Source organism: Streptoverticillium reticulum, assembly GCF_047456005.1.
In the GTDB taxonomy this organism is placed as follows: Bacteria; Actinomycetota; Actinomycetes; order Streptomycetales; family Streptomycetaceae; genus Streptomyces; species Streptomyces reticulum.
Window position 1 is genome coordinate 5,771,152 of sequence record NZ_CP179755.1, and the last position, 16,651, is coordinate 5,787,802.

At 73.2% G+C, this 16,651-nt stretch carries 14 protein-coding genes; 9 read left to right on the forward strand and 5 right to left on the reverse strand.

What is annotated here, in order from left to right; all coding sequences use genetic code 11:
* Positions 1-7: 7 nt before the first annotated feature.
* Complete coding sequence (locus ACMATS_RS26540) at positions 8-1,279, reverse strand: pyroglutamyl peptidase (protein ID WP_414169307.1); 1,272 nt, start codon at positions 1,277-1,279, stop codon at positions 8-10.
* A 91-nt stretch (positions 1,280-1,370) separates the two neighbouring features.
* Between ACMATS_RS26540 and ACMATS_RS26545 the strand changes: the two genes are divergently transcribed.
* The 4 genes from ACMATS_RS26545 (at position 1,371) to ACMATS_RS26560 (ending at position 6,673) form a co-directional block, all read left to right on the forward strand.
* A complete protein-coding gene (locus tag ACMATS_RS26545) occupies positions 1,371-2,135 on the forward strand; it encodes an MgtC/SapB family protein (protein ID WP_390777937.1) in 765 nt (254 codons plus the stop codon).
* A gap of 140 nt (positions 2,136-2,275) precedes the next feature.
* Positions 2,276-2,860, forward strand: coding sequence for a lytic polysaccharide monooxygenase auxiliary activity family 9 protein (locus tag ACMATS_RS26550; protein ID WP_414169308.1), 585 nt, complete (start codon positions 2,276-2,278; stop codon positions 2,858-2,860).
* A gap of 155 nt (positions 2,861-3,015) precedes the next feature.
* Positions 3,016-5,151 carry a hypothetical protein gene (locus ACMATS_RS26555; RefSeq protein WP_414169309.1) on the forward strand — a complete coding sequence of 712 codons (2,136 nt, stop codon included), beginning with the start codon at positions 3,016-3,018 and terminating at the stop codon, positions 5,149-5,151.
* Positions 5,152-5,215: 64 nt separating this feature from the next.
* Positions 5,216-6,673: an MFS transporter gene (locus ACMATS_RS26560; RefSeq protein WP_414169310.1), complete on the forward strand. Its 1,458-nt coding sequence runs from the start codon at positions 5,216-5,218 to the stop codon at positions 6,671-6,673.
* Between the two features lie 9 nt (positions 6,674-6,682).
* Here the strand turns inward: ACMATS_RS26560 and ACMATS_RS26565 are convergent, their stop codons facing one another.
* Positions 6,683-7,285: a TetR/AcrR family transcriptional regulator gene (locus ACMATS_RS26565; protein WP_414169311.1), complete on the reverse strand. Its 603-nt coding sequence runs from the start codon at positions 7,283-7,285 to the stop codon at positions 6,683-6,685.
* A 92-nt stretch (positions 7,286-7,377) separates the two neighbouring features.
* Between ACMATS_RS26565 and ACMATS_RS26570 the strand changes: the two genes are divergently transcribed.
* Together ACMATS_RS26570 and ACMATS_RS26575 are read left to right on the forward strand one after the other, a co-directional pair.
* Positions 7,378-8,265 (forward strand): NAD(P)-dependent oxidoreductase, encoded by an 888-nt coding sequence (locus tag ACMATS_RS26570; protein WP_414169312.1) that lies wholly within the window; start codon positions 7,378-7,380, stop codon positions 8,263-8,265.
* Positions 8,266-8,284: 19 nt separating this feature from the next.
* A complete protein-coding gene (locus ACMATS_RS26575) occupies positions 8,285-10,750 on the forward strand; it encodes a beta-glucosidase family protein (RefSeq protein WP_414169313.1) in 2,466 nt (821 codons plus the stop codon).
* A gap of 42 nt (positions 10,751-10,792) precedes the next feature.
* On the opposite strand, the gene ACMATS_RS26580 is transcribed toward ACMATS_RS26575, so the two are convergent.
* A complete protein-coding gene (locus ACMATS_RS26580; RefSeq protein WP_414169314.1) occupies positions 10,793-11,686 on the reverse strand; it encodes an SGNH/GDSL hydrolase family protein in 894 nt (297 codons plus the stop codon).
* Between the two features lie 321 nt (positions 11,687-12,007).
* Between ACMATS_RS26580 and ACMATS_RS26585 the strand changes: the two genes are divergently transcribed.
* From ACMATS_RS26585 to ACMATS_RS26595, 3 genes are all read left to right on the forward strand, one after another.
* Positions 12,008-12,502 (forward strand): DUF3145 domain-containing protein, encoded by a 495-nt coding sequence (locus ACMATS_RS26585; RefSeq protein ID WP_390777929.1) that lies wholly within the window; start codon positions 12,008-12,010, stop codon positions 12,500-12,502.
* A gap of 106 nt (positions 12,503-12,608) precedes the next feature.
* On the forward strand, positions 12,609-13,484 hold the full coding sequence (locus ACMATS_RS26590; RefSeq protein WP_391151485.1) for an NAD(P)-dependent oxidoreductase: 876 nt from the start codon (positions 12,609-12,611) through the stop codon (positions 13,482-13,484).
* Positions 13,485-13,525: 41 nt separating this feature from the next.
* On the forward strand, positions 13,526-14,938 hold the full coding sequence (locus ACMATS_RS26595; RefSeq protein WP_414169315.1) for a PQQ-binding-like beta-propeller repeat protein: 1,413 nt from the start codon (positions 13,526-13,528) through the stop codon (positions 14,936-14,938).
* Positions 14,939-14,997: 59 nt separating this feature from the next.
* On the opposite strand, the gene fabF is transcribed toward ACMATS_RS26595, so the two are convergent.
* Complete coding sequence (gene fabF / locus ACMATS_RS26600) at positions 14,998-16,260, reverse strand: beta-ketoacyl-ACP synthase II (RefSeq protein WP_390777926.1); 1,263 nt, start codon at positions 16,258-16,260, stop codon at positions 14,998-15,000.
* A 65-nt stretch (positions 16,261-16,325) separates the two neighbouring features.
* Positions 16,326-16,574, reverse strand: coding sequence for an acyl carrier protein (locus ACMATS_RS26605; protein WP_336411907.1), 249 nt, complete (start codon positions 16,572-16,574; stop codon positions 16,326-16,328).
* Positions 16,575-16,651: the final 77 nt, after the last annotated feature.

Sequence of the window (16,651 nt, forward strand, 5' to 3'; positions counted from 1 at the left end):
CCGACCATCATGACCGAGGCGGGTCCGCCGCTGCCAGACCCGCCCTGATGACCTCCCTCACCTGGGCCGTGATCGCCGTCCGGTTCCGGACGAAGTCGGGATCGGTCACCTTGTCCGTGTTGTCCTTCCCGAACTCCAGCACCGGCGTGTGCAGATGGCCGCCCGGCACCCGCAGGTGCAGCGCGTCCCGCAGCAGCGTCGCCCGGTAGGCGATCTCGTTCGAGAGGTAGTCGCCGCCACCGCCCGCGCGCGCCGCCGACCCCGGCGTCGGGCCGTCCGGACGGTCGACGGGGACCGTTCCCCCGGCCGGGATCTCGGTCACGGCCGTGTGGTCGCGGACGGGGAACGGGCCCGTCTTCGCCGCCGTGATGGCCGCGTACGGGAGCGTGGTGGACGTCCACTGCGGCTGCGGGTGCACGGTCGGCACGCCGGGCGGGACGGGGACCGTCTCCGTGCGGGAGACGCGGACGTTGTCCGGATAGCCGCCGCGCCACGCGCCGTTGGTGCGCTCCACGTCGAAGCGGCCCGGGCGGCCCTGGCTGATCGTGGTGAAGTAGTCGACCCGGTGCTGTCCCGGGCGGAAGTACGGGAGCAGGGTCCGCTCCACGACCCCGGCCGCGAAGTCGTCCCAGCGCACGGGGAAGAGGGCCGCCTCGATGCGGGCGGGCCCGGCCGGGGTGTCGACGGTGGTGCCGTCCAGGGCCAGGGCCGCCGCGCCCGACGGGTTCGAGCGGCGCACGTCCGCGTCGAGCTGGAACGGGTCGAAGCCCGTGACCAGCACGCGCTTCACGGACCGTCCCGCCGGCAGGTCGATCGCGTCCTGGCCGCGCGAGCCGCGCTCGACCTTCCCCATCAGCACGTCCCGCTCCCGCTCCGGCAGCGGGAACGCCGGCCGCCACTCGCGCAGCGCGCGCGTCATCCCCAGCCGCGCCCAGTACAGCGGGCGGTCGTCGTCGCGGCTCAGGTCCCCGCGGGCCGGGCCGCGGCCCTGGACGCGGTCGACAGCCCGGCGCCACAGCCGCCGGCCGTCGGTGACGGCGAGGCGTTCCGCCTGGGTGGTGCTGCGGGTGCGCGCGAGGGCGCGGGCGAAGGCGGGCGCGACGTCGTCGAAGCCGCTGCGGCGCAGGATCTCCTGCGGGACCGGGCCGTCGAGGCGCTGTTCCTCGACGGTGGGCGGGACGGGGGTCCGCTGCGCGGCCGTGGCCGGGACGGACAGTGCGGACAGGGCCAGTGGGGCGCAGGCCAGCAGGGCGATGGCGGTTTTCCCGGTGAGTCTCATGGTGCAGGAGGAAACCATTGGGAGCGCATGGATGGTAGAGGGTCGCCAACACCCCTTTTCGGCCACCGGATTTCCGGCCACAATCGACGCCATGCTCCCCATAGTCGCGCACGGCCCCGCCCCGCTCTTCGTCCTCGGCACCGGCCAAGGGGCCCGTCAGTTCACCGAGTTGTCGATAGCGCTCCTGCTCTCCTCGCTGATCGGCCTGGAACGCGAGTTACACCAGAAGAGCGCGGGGCTGCGCACGCACACCCTCGTCGGCGTGGGCAGTGCACTGTTCATGGAGGTCTCCATCCACGGCTTCGGCTCCGTGGTCGGCCTCGACGGCTACAGCGTGGACCCCTCGCGGGTCGCCGCACAGATCGTCTCCGGCATCGGCTTCATCGGCGGCGGCCTCATCTTCGTCCGCCGCGACGCGGTACGCGGCCTGACCACGGCCGCCACGATCTGGCTGACGTGCGCCGTCGGCATGTCCTGCGGCGGCGGACTGCCGCTCCTCGGCGCCGCCGCGACCCTCGTCCACTTCCTGGTGGTGCGCGGCTTCCCCCTGGTGACCCGCCGCCTGGCGACGAGCGCCCCGGTGGCCCAGCGCGTCGAGCTGCGGCTGTCCTACCGGACCCGCCGCGGCCTGCTGGGCCGGGTGCTGGAGCTGTGCACCAGGAACGGCTTCCAGGTCACGGACGTCCACATCGAATCGGAGGCCCAGGACCGGACCGGCCACGGCAAGGTCAAGGAGGCCGGGGTGGTCCTGTCCCTGGAGGGCAGGGGCCCGGCGCACCCGCTGGTCGAGGAGCTCACCGACTGGGAGGGCATCCTGGGGGTCGGCCTACGGTCGGAGCGGGACCGGACGGAGTAGGCAGGGGTGAGACCGGCCGCCGGGCGCACTATTCACCCCATTGGGCAAAGAGTCCTCCATATCCATTTAAAGGAAGGGGAGTTGGGAAGGTCACCGGCGATCAGCGATCAGTGCCCTGCGATCCCTCGCGAGGAGATGTCATGAGCAACTACGGCGGGACGCCCCGCCACGGTCTGGTCATCGAACCGCGGTCACGAGCCGCGATCTACCTCAACGACTGGCGCGCCAACGACCTGGAAGCCGGCAAGTTCTTCCCGCAGAGCAAGGGCGGGCTGCCCGACCCCTACGCCCCCGACGACGCCCCCAACCGGATCCCGCCCGAGGACGGGGAGCTCGCCAGCGCCGGGCGTCCCCACTCGGCGCTCCTCGACGAGCCGCACACGGACTGGTTCAAGACGCCGGTGACCTCCGGCGGGACGCGGGAATTCGTCTGGCGGTTCACCGAGACGCACAGAACCCGGCGCTGGAACTACTTCATCACCAGAGCCGGCTGGAGCCCGAACGCCCCGCTGTCCCGGGCGCAGTTCGAGGACAAGCCGTTCCACCAGGTCCAGCTCGCCTGCCGGCCCTACTGGACGTGCGACGGCCTCAGGCCGGAGAGCCCGACGCGGCACACCGTCACCCTGCCCGAGCGGCAGGGGTACCAGGTGATCCTCGCCGTGTGGGAGGTCGCCGACACGGGCAACGCGTTCTATCAGGTCATCGACGTCGACTTCGTCACGTAGGCGGGAGGCGGACGGCAGGCGATCTTGGCCATCGCCTGCCGTTTCCCGTCGTTCCATCTTTCTGCAACCCTTTGCCAACATCGGCGTAGTTGGCTTCCGGCAAGTCAGCCGGGCCCCTTCGGGGTTCCGGCGCCCTGAACGGAAAGTCGCACGTCATGAACATCAAGCGTCACGCCAAGCAGGCCTTCGTCACGGCGGCGATGGCCGCGACGGCCGTCGGCGGCCTCGGCGTCGCCCAGGCGCAGGCAGCGGGCCAGCACACCGCCCCTCACGGATCCGGCGGTCGCGGCTCGAGCACCCAGGTGGTGGAGCCCGGCAGTGAACACGAGCACTCCGGCAGCCGGGGCGGTGCCAGCGGCAGCAGCGCGGAGGGGTTCCGCCCCTTCTCCGGCAGGGGGCAGTCGGCGAACGGCCACCACGAGGCCAACGGCGACTCCGCCAGCCACCACGCCGGCCAGGACTCCCACGGCACGGAGAGCGGCAGCTCGCAGGGCAGCCGCTTCCCCGGCCAGGGGCAGCGGCTCGGCGACGGCAGCTCGAACGACGGCCAGGCCGAAGGCGGCCACACCGGCAAGACCACCCACGGCGGCAAGGAGCCGCAGGTCACGGAGGGCCCCCACAGCGGAACCGACGAGCAGGGCGGCAAGACCGTCCACGGGGGCCACGAGCCGCACGGCACGAGGACCACCCACGGTGGCAACGGCTCGCAGGGGTCGGAGACCACGGGTGGCAGCGATCCGGGTGGTAACGACCCGCACGGCAGCACGACCACGCACGGGGGCGACGGTGCGAAGGGCGGGAAGAACGGGCACGGTGGCAAGGGCTCGCAGGGTTCGAAGACCGCCGGTGGCAGTGACCCGGGCGGCAACGACCCGCACGGCAGCACGACTTCCCAGGGTGTGAACGAGCCGAAGGGCGGCAAGGTCCCGCACGGCGGTAACGGCTCGCAGGGTTCGAAGACCGCCGGTGGCAGTGACCCGGGCGGCAACGACCCGCACGGCAGCACGACTTTCCAGGGTGTGAACGAGCCGAAGGGCGGCAAGGTCCCGCACGGCGGTAACGGCTCGCAGGGTTCGAAGACCGCCGGTGGTAGTGACCCCGGTGGTAACGACCCGCACGGCAGCACGACCACGCACGAGGGCGACGGTGCGAAGGGCGGGAAGAACGGGCACGGCGGCAACGACCACCCGCAGGGCACGAAGACCCCCCACGGCAACGGTGCGCACGGCGACGGCGTCACCGACGCGGGCAGCGCCGTCGGCACCGGAGCGGCAGGTGTCGCCGCGGGAGAAGCCGGCGTCGACGCCGGAGTCGGCGTCGGGGCCGGCTCCGTCGCCGCGGGTGTCGGTGCTGTCGGAGCCGGCATCGGCAGCCACGGGGGTCATGGGGGCCACGGGAGCAACACCCAGCACGACGGCGGGAACCACGGCCAGCAGGGCAGCACCGGCAACACCCAGCACGGCTCCAACGGCCATACCCAGGACGGCAACGGCGACGTCCACTACCACGGCGACGGCACCGTCACGCACAACGGCGACGGCAACGTCGTCCACCACGGCAACGGCGACGTCATCCACAACGGCAACGGCGATGTCACCCACCACGGCACCGGCAACGTGACCCACAACGGCACGGGCGACGTCACCCACAACGGCCGGGGCGACGTGACGACCAGCGGCCGGGGCGACGGCACCGTCACGCACAACGGCCAGGGCGACGTGAACGTCGGCAACAACCGGAACGGCGACGTCACCGGCAACGTCACCCACAACGGCCGGGGCAACGTCAGCGTCGGCGACAACACCGACGGCTCCGTGAACGTCGACATCCACCACAACGGCCACGGCCACGTCACCGCCGGCAACGCCGACCACGGACCGGTGCACAGCCAGACCACCGGCACCATCGACCACAGCGGCGAGGGTCACATCGCGACCGGCAACAGCTGGAGCGGCAACATGGACGGGGCCCACGCCCAGCGCGGGGACGGGGGCAGCCTCACCATCAACGGCAACCGCGGCCACGTCATCGACGGCAACAACTTCAACACCCCGCCCAACACGGCCTACGGCCACAGCGACGGCACCACCAGCTACGTCCCCGGCACGAACTCCGGCGCGACGAACCCCGGCGCGACGGACGCCATCGCGCACGACGCCGCTCAGCTCGCCCACCAGGCCGGCGACGCCGAGACGGCCGCAGCCGCGGCCAAGGCGGCCGAGACGGCCGGCATCGGCATCAGCGCCGCCGAAGCGGCCCAGGCCGCGGCCAAGGCCATGGGCGGGGCCTGAGGCGCAGCACGCATGACGGTCCGTCCTTGACCTCAAGCAATGTTGAGGTCCTACGGTTCCCGTCATGACCCGCGCAACCACCACATCCGCAACCGCCGTCACGGCGCAGCAGGCCCCGCCCACGTCCTCAAGGCGCTGGTGGGGCCTGGCCGTTCTCGGGCTGGCCCAGCTGCTCATCCTCCTCGACGGCACCGTCGTCAACATCGCCCTCCCCTCCGCGCAGAAGGCCCTGCGCATGGGCGACGGCAGCAGGCAGTGGGTCATCACCTCCTACTCCCTCGCCTACGGCGGACTGCTCCTCCTCGGCGGCCGGATCGCCGATCTCCTCGGCCGCAAGCGCGCGTTCGTCGCGGGGGTGGCCGGCTTCGGCCTGGCCTCCGCCGTCGGCGGTGCCGCCACCGCGCCCGGCATGCTGTTCGCGGGGCGCGCCCTGCAGGGCGCGTGCGCCGCGCTGCTCACGCCCGCCGCGATGTCGCTGCTCACCACGACGTTCACCGACCCGAAGGAGCGCGGCAAGGCGTTCGGCGTCTTCGGCGCCATCGCCGGAGCGGGCGCGGCGTGCGGGCTGATCGTGGGAGGCGTGCTCACCGAGTACCTGGACTGGCGCTGGTGCATGTACGTCGGCGTGCCGGTCGTCCTCCTCGTGCTGGCCGGGGCGTTGACGGTGCTGGACGAGCCGGACGTCCCGGGTGCCGGGCGGGGCCGGCTCGACGTGGCCGGGGCCGTGCTCGGTGCCGGCGGCATGGCCGCGGTCGTGTACGCCGCCGCCGAGGCCGAGTCCCGGGGCTGGGGCGACGGCGCGGTGCTCGGGCTGTTCGGCGGCGGTGCCGTCCTGCTCGTCGCGTTCGTCGTCCGGCAGGCCCGGATCCCCGATCCGCTGCTGCCGCTGCGGATCGTGCTGCACCGCCGCCGGGCCGGGGCGTTCCTCACGGCCGGGCTCGCGCCGGTCGCCATGTTCGGCCTGTTCCTCTTCATGACCTACTACCTGCAGGTCGTCCTCGGCTTCTCGGCGGTCCGGACCGGCCTCGCCTTCCTTCCCCTGACCGCCTGCATGATCCTGAGCTCCACCCAGATCGCCGCCCGCCTGGCACCGCGCGTCCCGCCGCGGCTGATCGTGGTGCCGGGGCTGCTGCTGGCCGCCGCGGGGATGTGCGTCCTGGCCCAGATCCGGGTCGACTCCTCGTACACGACCGGGGTGCTCCCCGGCCTCGTCCTCACCGGCCTGGGCATGGGCGCCGTCAACATGACGGCCATGGCCACCGCCACCGCCGGCGTAGAGCCCCGGGACGCCGGGGTCACCTCGGCCATGGTGAGCACGTCCATGCAGATGGGCGGCGCCATCGGCACCTCCGTCCTCAACACCGTCGCCGCCACGAGCGCCGCCGCCTTCGCGGGCACCCCGGCCGAGGCCACGGTCCACGGCTTCTCGGTCGCCCTGTGGTGCGTGGTCGGCGTGCTGCTCGGCGCGTCCGTCCTCGCCGCCGCCCTCCTCGGAGGGGGCAACTCCCGCCAGGCGGCGTGACGGTGGCCGTCAAGCTGCCCGGTACGACCCGATCAGCCGCGCCAGGTGCTCCCCGGCGATCCTCAGCGGCTCGTCGCTCTGTGCCGCCTGTGCGGCGAACTCCGCGCCCTCCAGCGTGTTGATGACCGTCCATCCCAGGTCGCGGGCGTCGGCCTCGCCGATGCCCGCGCGGCGCAGCGCTTCCGCCGTGATGTCCCGCCAGTTGGCGAACGCTTCGGCCGCGGCCTGCTGGATGTCGGGGGCGCGGCCCGCCGAGCCGAGGGCGGCGGCCGTGACGGGGCAGCCGTCGGTCCAGCCGGAGGCGCGCAGCCCCTCCGCGAGGACCCGCGTGCAGGTGACGACCGCCTGCGCCGGGTCCTCGTCGCTGTGCAGCACCTCGCGCAGGATGTCCGCGAACTCCACGTCGCCGTAGCGCACGGCCGCGACGGCCAGCTCCTGCTTCCCGCCCGGGAAGAAGTGATAGACGGAGCCGAGCGTGGCGCCGGCCTCCTGGGCGATCTGCTTGATGCCGGTGCCGTCGTATCCCTGGCGTTGCATCAGGCGTGAGGCCGCCCGGACCACCCGTTCGCGGGTGCTGAGGGCGGTGTCCTCCTGCTCTGCGTTCGTCTTCACGGCGTCAGCCTATCGGAATTGAGTAGAGCGTTCGTTCTAGTGGTGTGCTAGCTTCATCCCTGGATAGAGCGTTCGTTCTAGAGGGGGTTTTCGTGAGCACCACGAGCAAGCAGTCCGTCACCGTCATCGGCCTCGGCCCCATGGGCCAGGCCATGACGCGCGCCTTCCTGGCCAACGGTCACCCCGTGACCGTGTGGAACCGCACCGCCGCCCGCGCCGAGGAACTGGCAGCGGAGGGCGCCACCCGCGCCGCAACCGTCGAAGCGGCCCTGGCCGCCAACGAGTTGGTGATCCTCAGCCTCACCGACTACGACGCGATGTACGCCGTCCTGGAGCCCGCCGCATCCGCCCTCGCAGGCCGCGTCCTCGTCAACCTCAGCTCGGACACGCCCGCGAAGGCCCGCGAGGCGGCTGCATGGGCGGACGGGCACGGCGCCCGGCACCTCACCGGCGGGGTCCAGGTCCCGCCTTCCGGCATCGGCAGACCGGAGGAGTCCGCGACCTTCTACAGCGGCCCCGAGGAAATCTTCGAGGCCCACGCGGCCACCCTGCAGGTGCTGACCGCCACCGACTACCGCGGCGAGGACCCGGGCCTGGCGGCGCTGTACTACCAACTCCAGATGGACATCTTCTGGTCCTCCATGACGAGTTGGCTCCATGCCCTCGCCGTCGCCGACGCGAACGGCGTCTCCGCGGAGGAGTTCCTGCCCTACGCGACCTCCACCGTGGCCTCGCTCCCCGGGTTCCTCGCGTTCTACACGCCGCGGATCGACAAGGGCGAGCACCCCGGCGACGTCGACAGGCTCGCCATGTGCGCGGCAGGCGTCGACCACATCGTCCACACCGCCCGGGACTCCGGGATCGACGCCGCACTCCCCGCCGCCGTGCGGGACGTCTTCCGGCGCGGTCTCGCCGCCGGTCGCCCCGGCGACAGCTTCACCAGCCTGATCGAGGTCTTCAAGGGGAGCAACTCCGGCTGACCCGCGTCACGATGACCTCATGACGCATGGCGACGACCGTAACGAAGACGTCATCGAATCCGTCCTTGAATCCGTCCTCGAATCTGCCCTCCGCTCCCTCGACCTCGACACCAAGGCCCGGCTCCTCGCCGGGCAGGACCTGTGGACCCTGCCCGCCGTCCCGGCGGCCGGGCTGCGCTCCCTGGTGATGTCCGACGGACCCGTCGGCGTCCGCGGCACCCGCTGGACCGCCGACGACCCCTCTCTCGCCCTCCCCAGCCCCACCGCCCTCGCCGCCGCCTGGTCGCCGGAACTGGCCCGCCGCGCGGGCCGGGTGCTGGCCGGGGAGGCTCGGCGCAAGGGCGTGCACGTCCTCCTCGCACCGACCGTCAACCTCCACCGCTCCCCGCTCGGCGGCCGCCACTTCGAGGCGTACAGCGAGGACCCGTACCTGACCGGCGAGATCGGCACCGCCTACGTCCGCGGCGTCCAGGACGGCGGCGTCGCCGCCACCGTCAAGCACTTCGTGGCCAACGACGCCGAGACCGACCGCTTCACAGTCGACAACAGGGTCCCCGCCCGCGCCCTGCACGAGCTGTACCTCGCCCCGTTCGAGGCGATCGTGCGGGACGCCCGCCCCTGGTGCGTCATGGCCGCCTACAACAGGGTCAACGGCACCACCATGACCGAGCACCGCCACCTCCTGCGCGAAGTCCTCCGCGACGCCTGGCACTTCGACGGCGTCACCGTCTCCGACTGGCTCGCCGCCCGCGACACCGCCGGTGCCCTGCTCGGCGGGCTCGACGTGGCCATGCCCGGGCCGGACACGGTCTACGGGCCCGCGCTCGCCGCCGCCGTACGGGCGAAGGCCGTGTCGGAGGAGGCCGTCGACGCCGCCGTCCGCCGGGTCCTGCTGCTCGCCGCCCGCACCGGCGCCCTCGACGGCGTACCGCGGCCCGCCCCGCCCGCCCCGGAGGACGACGGCCCGGCCCTCGCCCGCGAGATCGCCCGCCGCTCCTTCGTCCTCGTACGGAACGAGGGCCGCGTCCTCCCGCTCCGCCCCGGCACCCGCATCGCCCTCCTCGGCGCCGCGGCCCGTGACGCCCGCATCATGGGCGGCGGTTCGGCCCAGGTCGCCCCCGAGCGGGTCGTCTCCCCGCTCGACGGGCTGCGCGCCGCGCTCCCGGACGGGGCGCTCACCTACGCCGTCGGCGCGGAGACCGGCGACGAACTCGCCCCGGCCGCCCACGGCTTCACGCTGCGGGCGGTCTGCCGCGACGCGGCCGGTCGTGTCCTGGGGGAGGTGCGGCTGCCCGACGGCACGCTGATGTGGGCGGACGAACTCCCCGACGGCGTGGACCCCGCCGCCCTGCACACCGTCGAGATCACCGGCACCTTCACCCCGCGCGAGAGCGGGGCGCACCTCTTCGGCACCCGGGGCACGGGCACGTACCGGCTCACCGTCGGGGACGCCGTCCTCTTCGACGGCGAGCAGCGCCCGGCCGACGCGGGCGACCCCTTCGAGGCGGTCCTCGGCAACCCGGCCGAGCGCGGCCGCGTCGTCCTGGAGGCGGGCACGCCGGTCGGTGTCCGCCTCGTCCACACCGCCGGCGGCCCCCTCGCCTTCTCCCTCCTGCACCGCGAACCCGTGCGGGACGCGGACGAGTTGCTGCAGGAGGCTGTCGACGCGGCCTCCCGGGCGGACGTCGCCGTCGTGGTCGTCGCCACCACCGAGCGCGTCGAGAGCGAGGGCTTCGACCGGACGACCCTCGCCCTCCCCGGCCGCCAGGACGAGCTCGTGGCCCGCGTCGCCGCCGCCAACCCCCGCACCGTCGTGGCCGTCACCGCGGGCGCCCCCGTGGAGCTGCCCTGGCGCGACGCCGTGGCGGCCGTCCTGCTGTGCTGGTTCCCCGGCCAGGAGGGCGGGGCGGCCCTCGCCGACGTGCTGCTCGGCACCCACGAGCCGGGCGGCCGGCTGCCCACCACCTGGCCCGCGGCCCTCGCGGACGCCCCCGTCACGCGCGTTGTCCCCGACAAGGGTGAACTCCCTTATGAGGAGGGAGTGTTCATCGGCTACCGTGCATGGCAGAAGGCGCACACGGCTCCCGCGTACGCCTTCGGCCACGGCCTGGGCTACACCGACTGGTCGTACGAGGCGTTGGACGTCCGAGGCGAAGGCAGCGAGGGTACGGACGTCCGCGCCACCGTACGCGTCCGCAACGTCGGCAGCCGCCCGGGCCGTGAGGTGGTCCAGCTCTATCTCGCCGTCCCGTGCGACGCACCGGACGGCGGGGTGGAACGCCCGGTCCGCCGCCTGGCCGGCTTCGCCTCGGCGGAGGCGGAGCCGGGCGGCACGGCGGAAGCGGTGGTCGCGCTGGACCCCCGCGCCTTCGCGGTGTGGGACGAGGGGACGTCCGCCTGGCGGCGCGTCCCCGGCGCTTGCACGGTCGAGGCGGGCCGCAGCATCGCCGACCGCCGCCTGAGCGCACCGTGGCGGGTGCGCTGACGGACGGGGGCGGGGCCGACCTGACAGGCCCCGCCCCTCTTCTCACCGCTTGGCCGTGACGGCCTTGTATGCCATGTCCGCCAGCGTCTGCTGGCCCTGCCGGCTGGGGTGGAACCGGTCCCACTGGCTGAGCTGCTCACCGGTGAAGGCGTAGCCGTGCACCGAGTCGTCGTAGCGGCAGAGCTCGTCGCGGCCGCACACGTCCTTCAGGACGGCGTTGTACTCGCCGACGCGCCGGTCGACCTGGGCGCGCCGCTCGTCGGAGGCCGCGTCCTGGGCGTCGGCGTCGTGGAGCATCGACGGGCACACCGAGGCGAGCTTCCACACCTGCTTGCCGAGCGGGTCCTTGCGCCCCTCCGACCACAGCCGCTTCAGGTCCGGGATCCCGGCCATGTACAGCTGGCTCTTGGGCAGGGAGCGCCGCAGTTCCTTCACCGCCGTCTCGACGTGGGTGCGGAACTGCTCGGCGGAGGTCATGTCGTCCGGGCTGGGCCGGCAGGCGTCGTTCGCGCCGATCAGCACGGTGACGAGTTCCGGCTTCTGCTCGATCGCGGCCTGCATCTGGCGCGGCAGGTCGGCCGCCCGGGCGCCGGTCTTCGCGAAGTTCCAGCTGCTGGTCTCCGGCGAGGGCAGCAGCTGCCGGGCCAGGCTGTTGACCTGGGTGCCGGTGGCCCAGGAGACCTCGGGGCAGTCGGCCAGCACCGAGCAGGCGTCGAAACCGCGTGTGATGGAGTCGCCGAGCGAGGCGATCGACGCGGGCCGGGTGTTCCAGACCGGGCGGGGGCTCGGCTCGGGCTTCGCCGCGGCACGGCTGCCCTTCTCCTCGCTCCCGCCGCTGTCGCAGCCCGCGAGGGCGGGCAGCAGCAGGGCCGCGCAGGCGGCGGCCGCGGCCGCCCGCCGGGCCATGGATCGGCTTCGGCCCCAGGTGGGCGGCATGGTCGTTCCCCTCCGGCCGGGTGATATCTGTCCGGGACCGACGGTACGTCACCCGGGAGTGGGGTGCGCACGATAGCTTTTCCCCCGGGCGGGTGGCCGGGCGTGTCCCGGATGTTCGCCCTCTTGCGGCACTGTGTCACAACACGTCACATCCTGTCCCTTTTCAGGAGATTTGCTCCCGATGGTGTTTACTGTTGGTAACCTCGCGAGCTGGTGCGGGAGTGGCGATTGGGGCAGAATGTCTGATGCCGCTCCGGGCGGGACCGCTCCGGGTGCGAGGCCGCTGGGAAAGGCGAACCTCGAACCGCACTGGAGGTCCCGGTGACGACACGTGGAGTCCTGTACGTGCACTCCGCACCCCGCGCGCTGTGCCCGCACGTCGAATGGGCCGTCGCGGGCGTCCTCGGCGTGCGCGTCACGCTCGACTGGATCCGGCAGCCCGCCGCCCCCGGCACCTGGCGCACCGAACTCTCCTGGCAGGGCCAGGCAGGCACCGCCTCCAAGCTCGCCTCCGCCCTGCGCGGCTGGCACCTGCTGCGCTTCGAGGTCACCGCGGAACCCTGCGCCACCGCCGAGGGCGAGCGCTACAGCTCCACCCCCGACCTGGGCATCTTCCACGCCGTGACCGGCATCCACGGCGACATCCTCGTCCCCGAGGACCGGCTGCGGGCCGCGCTGGCGCGGGCCGGGCGGGGCGAGACGGAGCTCGACGCGGAGATCGCCAAGCTGCTCGGGAAGCCGTGGGACGACGAGTTGGAGCCGTTTCGCCATGCCGGCGAGGGGGCGCCGGTGCGGTGGCTGCACCAAGTGGTTTGACTGCGGGCCGTCAGTGGTTGCTCGCGCAGTTCCCCGCGCCCCTTACGGGGCGCGTGCGCGGCGCGGTCTTGCGTCGGAGTGCACTCCAGCACCTAGCGTCTGCGACATGACTCAGACCACCGTCGCCGTGCTCGGCACCGGCATCATGGGCGGGCCCATGGCCCGCAATCTCGCTCGGGCCGGGCTGGACGTGCGCGCCTGGAACCGCTCCCGCGACAAGGCCGAGCCGCTCGCTGCCGACGGCGTGACCGTCGCCGACAGCCCCGCCGAGGCCGTCCGCGGCGCCGGTGTCGTCCTCACCATGCTCCACGACGGACCCGCCGCGCTCGACGTCATGCGCGCCGCCGCACCGGGGCTGGGCCCCGGCACGGTGTGGGCCCAGACCACCACCGCCGGGGTCGAGGGGCTGGACGCCCTCGCCGCCTTCGCCCGCGAACACGGCCTCGTCCTCGTCGACTCCCCGGTCCTGGGCAGCAAGCAGCCCGCCGAGGAAGGCAAGCTGACCGTGCTGGCCGCGGGTCCCGCATCGGTGCGCGGCACGCTCGCCCCCGTCTTCGACGCCATCGGCGCCCGCACGCTCTGGGTCGGTGAGGACGGCGCCGACGGCGCGGCCAGCCGGCTCAAGCTCGTCCTCAACAGCTGGGTCCTGACGGTCACCCACGGCACCGCCGAGGCGCTCGCCCTGGCCAAGGGACTCGGCGTGGACCCGCAGGGCTTCCTCGACGCCCTGGAGGGCGGCCCGCTCGACATGGGCTACCTGCGCGCCAAGGCGGGCATCCTGCTCGACGGCAGGCTCACCCCGCCCAGCTTCTCGACCGTCACGGCCGAGAAGGACGCCCGCCTGATCGTCGCGGCCGGCGAGGCCGCCGGGGTGCGCCTGGACGTGGCCGCCGCCGGCGCCGAGCGGTTTCGCCGCGCCACGGAACAGGGGCACGGGGACGAGGACATGGCGGCCTCCTACTTCGCCAGCTTCGAGGACTAGATTCACCCCCCGTGAACACTTCGGGGGAAGCAGAAGGCCGCATGCGCGTAACCAAGGCGGTCATGGTGGCGCTGGCCGGGGCCGTCGTCGGCTGGGCCGTACTCTTCGTCACGCGCAACTACGCCGGCAGCGGGCGCTGCGCCGGCGGTGCCTGCCCAACCGGGTCCGGGGCCCGGACGGGTCTGGCGTTCCTGTTCGTCATCGGCGGCGTACTCGCCCTGTTCGCCGCGGTCAACTGGGCCATCGGCAGAGGCGGCTGGCCGAGGCGGCAGGTGTGGGGCGTCCTCGCCCCGGCGGGGCTGCTCGCCGGCCTGCTGCCGGGGTGGCTGCTCTACGACGGCCTGACCGGCGGACGGCTGGACCTGCAGTGGTCCGTCGGCCGCGACCGGCCGGACACCGCGGAGGCCCTCGGCAACTGGGCCGTCGGCAGCACGCTCGTCCAGGTCCGCGCCAACGTCCTCACCGCCTACGCCACCCGCGACGGCTCGCAGCGCTGGCAACGGCCCGCGCCCGGGGGCGAGTCCGTGTGTGCCATGAGCGACCGGACGAGCGGGGGCACCGGGCTGGTGGCCTTCGGCGGCTATCTGAAGCCGTGCGACACCGTTGCGTTGGTGAACCTCTCCGACGGGCAGCCGGTCTGGCAGCGCACGACGGACGCGGACCCGGAGGTCATCAAGGCGGCGGACGCGCGGATCGCGCTGGCCGACGGGACGGCCGTGGTCGCGGAGAACGGGGCCGTGCGCGGCCTCGCCGCCGGTGACGGCGCGGAGCGGTGGAAGCGGCCGGAGGCGGAGGGGTGCCGGGCCGCGGCGGTCGGTGCGTCGGCGGCGCGGGCGCTGGTCGTCGACCGGTGCGGTGAGGCGCTGCGGCTGAGCTCGCTGAACGCCCGTACGGGGGAGCCGGGTTGGAGCAGCACGCTGCCGTCCGGCAAGGAGGTCCACGTGCTGTCCGCCGAGCCCGCCGTCGTCGCGGTGGACGGCAAGGCGCTGCCGTTCGACGGCGCGGGGCGCGGCCGGGCGGCGATACCGCTGGCGCTCCCGCGGGACTACATCGGCTTCGCGGCGCGGCCCGTGACGCGGGCCGCGATCGTCGGGGACGTCCTCGTCACCGCCGTGTCGCCGGGCTGGAATCCCGCCCCGCGCGCGGTCGGCGCGTACGCCCTGGCCGACGGGCGCCAGGTGTGGACGCGGCACTTCGACGACGAGGTGAGCGCTCTCGCCCTGCGGCCCGACGGGCGGCTGGCGGTGCTGACCCGGAACGGGGGCGGGTACGGGACGGTGCGGCCGCTGGACGTGCGGACGGGGCAACCGGCCGGAGGGATCGAGCCGTTGGCGGGCGAGGACTCGCTCATCGGGCCGTGGTCCGTGGAGCTGTTCCCCGACCCGCACGGGTACGTGATCGCCAACCGGACGCTGACGGGGGACTATCCGCCGGCGCTGGGGGCGCGGCGGTAAAAGGCCGGGCGGGCTGACGCAACGTCAGCCCGCCCGGTTCTCACAGGGGTTCGGTCCCGTCAGACGGAACGCAGCGCCAGCACCACGTTGTGGCCGCCGAAGCCGAAGGAGTTGTTGATCGCGGCGATCGAGCCCTCCGGGAGGGGGCGCGGCTCGTTGCGGACGATGTCCGCGTCGATCTCCTCGTCGAGCGCGTCGACGTTGATGGTCGGCGGGGCCAGCCGGTGGTACAGGGCCAGCACGGTGGCGACCGTCTCCACGCCGCCCGCGCCGCCCAGCAGGTGGCCCGTCATCGACTTGGTCGCGGAGACCGCGACGTGGTCGAGGTCGTCGCCGAGGACCTTGCGCAGCGCCTTGATCTCCGCGAGGTCGCCCTGCGGGGTGGACGTGGCGTGCGCGTTGAGGTGCACGACCTCCGACGGCTTGAGGTCGCTGGAGTCCAGCAGGTTCTGCAGCGCGGCGGCGATGCCGCGGCCCGTGGGCTCCGGCTGGGCGATGTGGTGGCTGTCCGCGGACAGGCCCTGGCCCAGCACCTCGCAGTAGACCCGGGCGCCGCGCTGCGCGGCGTGCTCGGCCGACTCCAGGATCACGACGCCGGCGCCCTCGCCGAGGACGAAGCCGTCACGGTCCTTGTCGTACGGGCGGGAGGCCTGCTGGGGGTGCTCGTTGTTCTTGGACATCGCCATCATGCTGGCGAAGGCCGCGACGGGCAGCGGGTGGATGGCCGCCTCGGTGCCGCCCGCGACGACCACGTCGGCGCGGCCGGTGCGGATCATCTCGACGGCGTAGCCGATGGCCTCGGCGCCGGACGCGCAGGCGCTGACCGGGGTGTGCACGCCCGCCTGGGCGTTCACCTCCAGGCCGACGTTCGCGGACGGGCTGTTGGGCATGAGCATCGGCACGGTGTGCGGGGAGACGCGACGGGCGCCCTTCTCCTTGAGCACGTCGTACTGGTCGAGCAGGGTGTGCACGCCGCCGATGCCGGAGGCGATGACCGTGCCCAGCCGCTCGGGGGCGATTGCGGTGTCCTCGCCGGCCTTCGCCGTGTAGCCCGCGTCCGCCCAGGCTTCGCGGGCCGCGATCAGCGCGAGCTGCGCCGAGCGGTCCAGCTTGCGGGCGAGGGGACGGGGGAGGACGTCCTCGGGGTCGACCGCCGCGGGAGCGGCGATCCGGACGGGCAGTTCCGCGAACCGCTCGCCTTCCAGGGCCTTGACGCCGGAACGTCCGGCGAGCAGCCCTTCCCAGGTCGATGCGCTGTCGCCACCCAGCGGTGTGGTTGCGCCGATACCGGTGACGACCACGGTGCGATTGGTCGAGTTCACAGGGATTCTGTCTCCACGTGTAGAGGTGCTGGAACGCCACCGCCGGGGTGGCGACGAACGCTGGATCAGGCCTGGTGCTTCAGGATGTAGCCGGCAGCGTCACCGACGGTCTTCAGGTTCTTGACGTCCTCGTCCGGGATCTTGACGTCGAAGCGCTCCTCGGCGGCGACGACGACCTCGACCATGGAGAGCGAGTCGACGTCCAGGTCGTCGGTGAAGGACTTGTCCAGCTGGACGTCCTCGACCGGGATGCCGGCGATCTCGTTGACGATCTCGGCGAGACCCTCGAGGATCTGCTCCTGGGTGTGGGCCATGGTGGCGCTCCTTCTATGCAAATGCGGTGTGCGGTGGAACTGGATTAAGGGAACTGCTCTGCGGGAGAGGGCCCGGG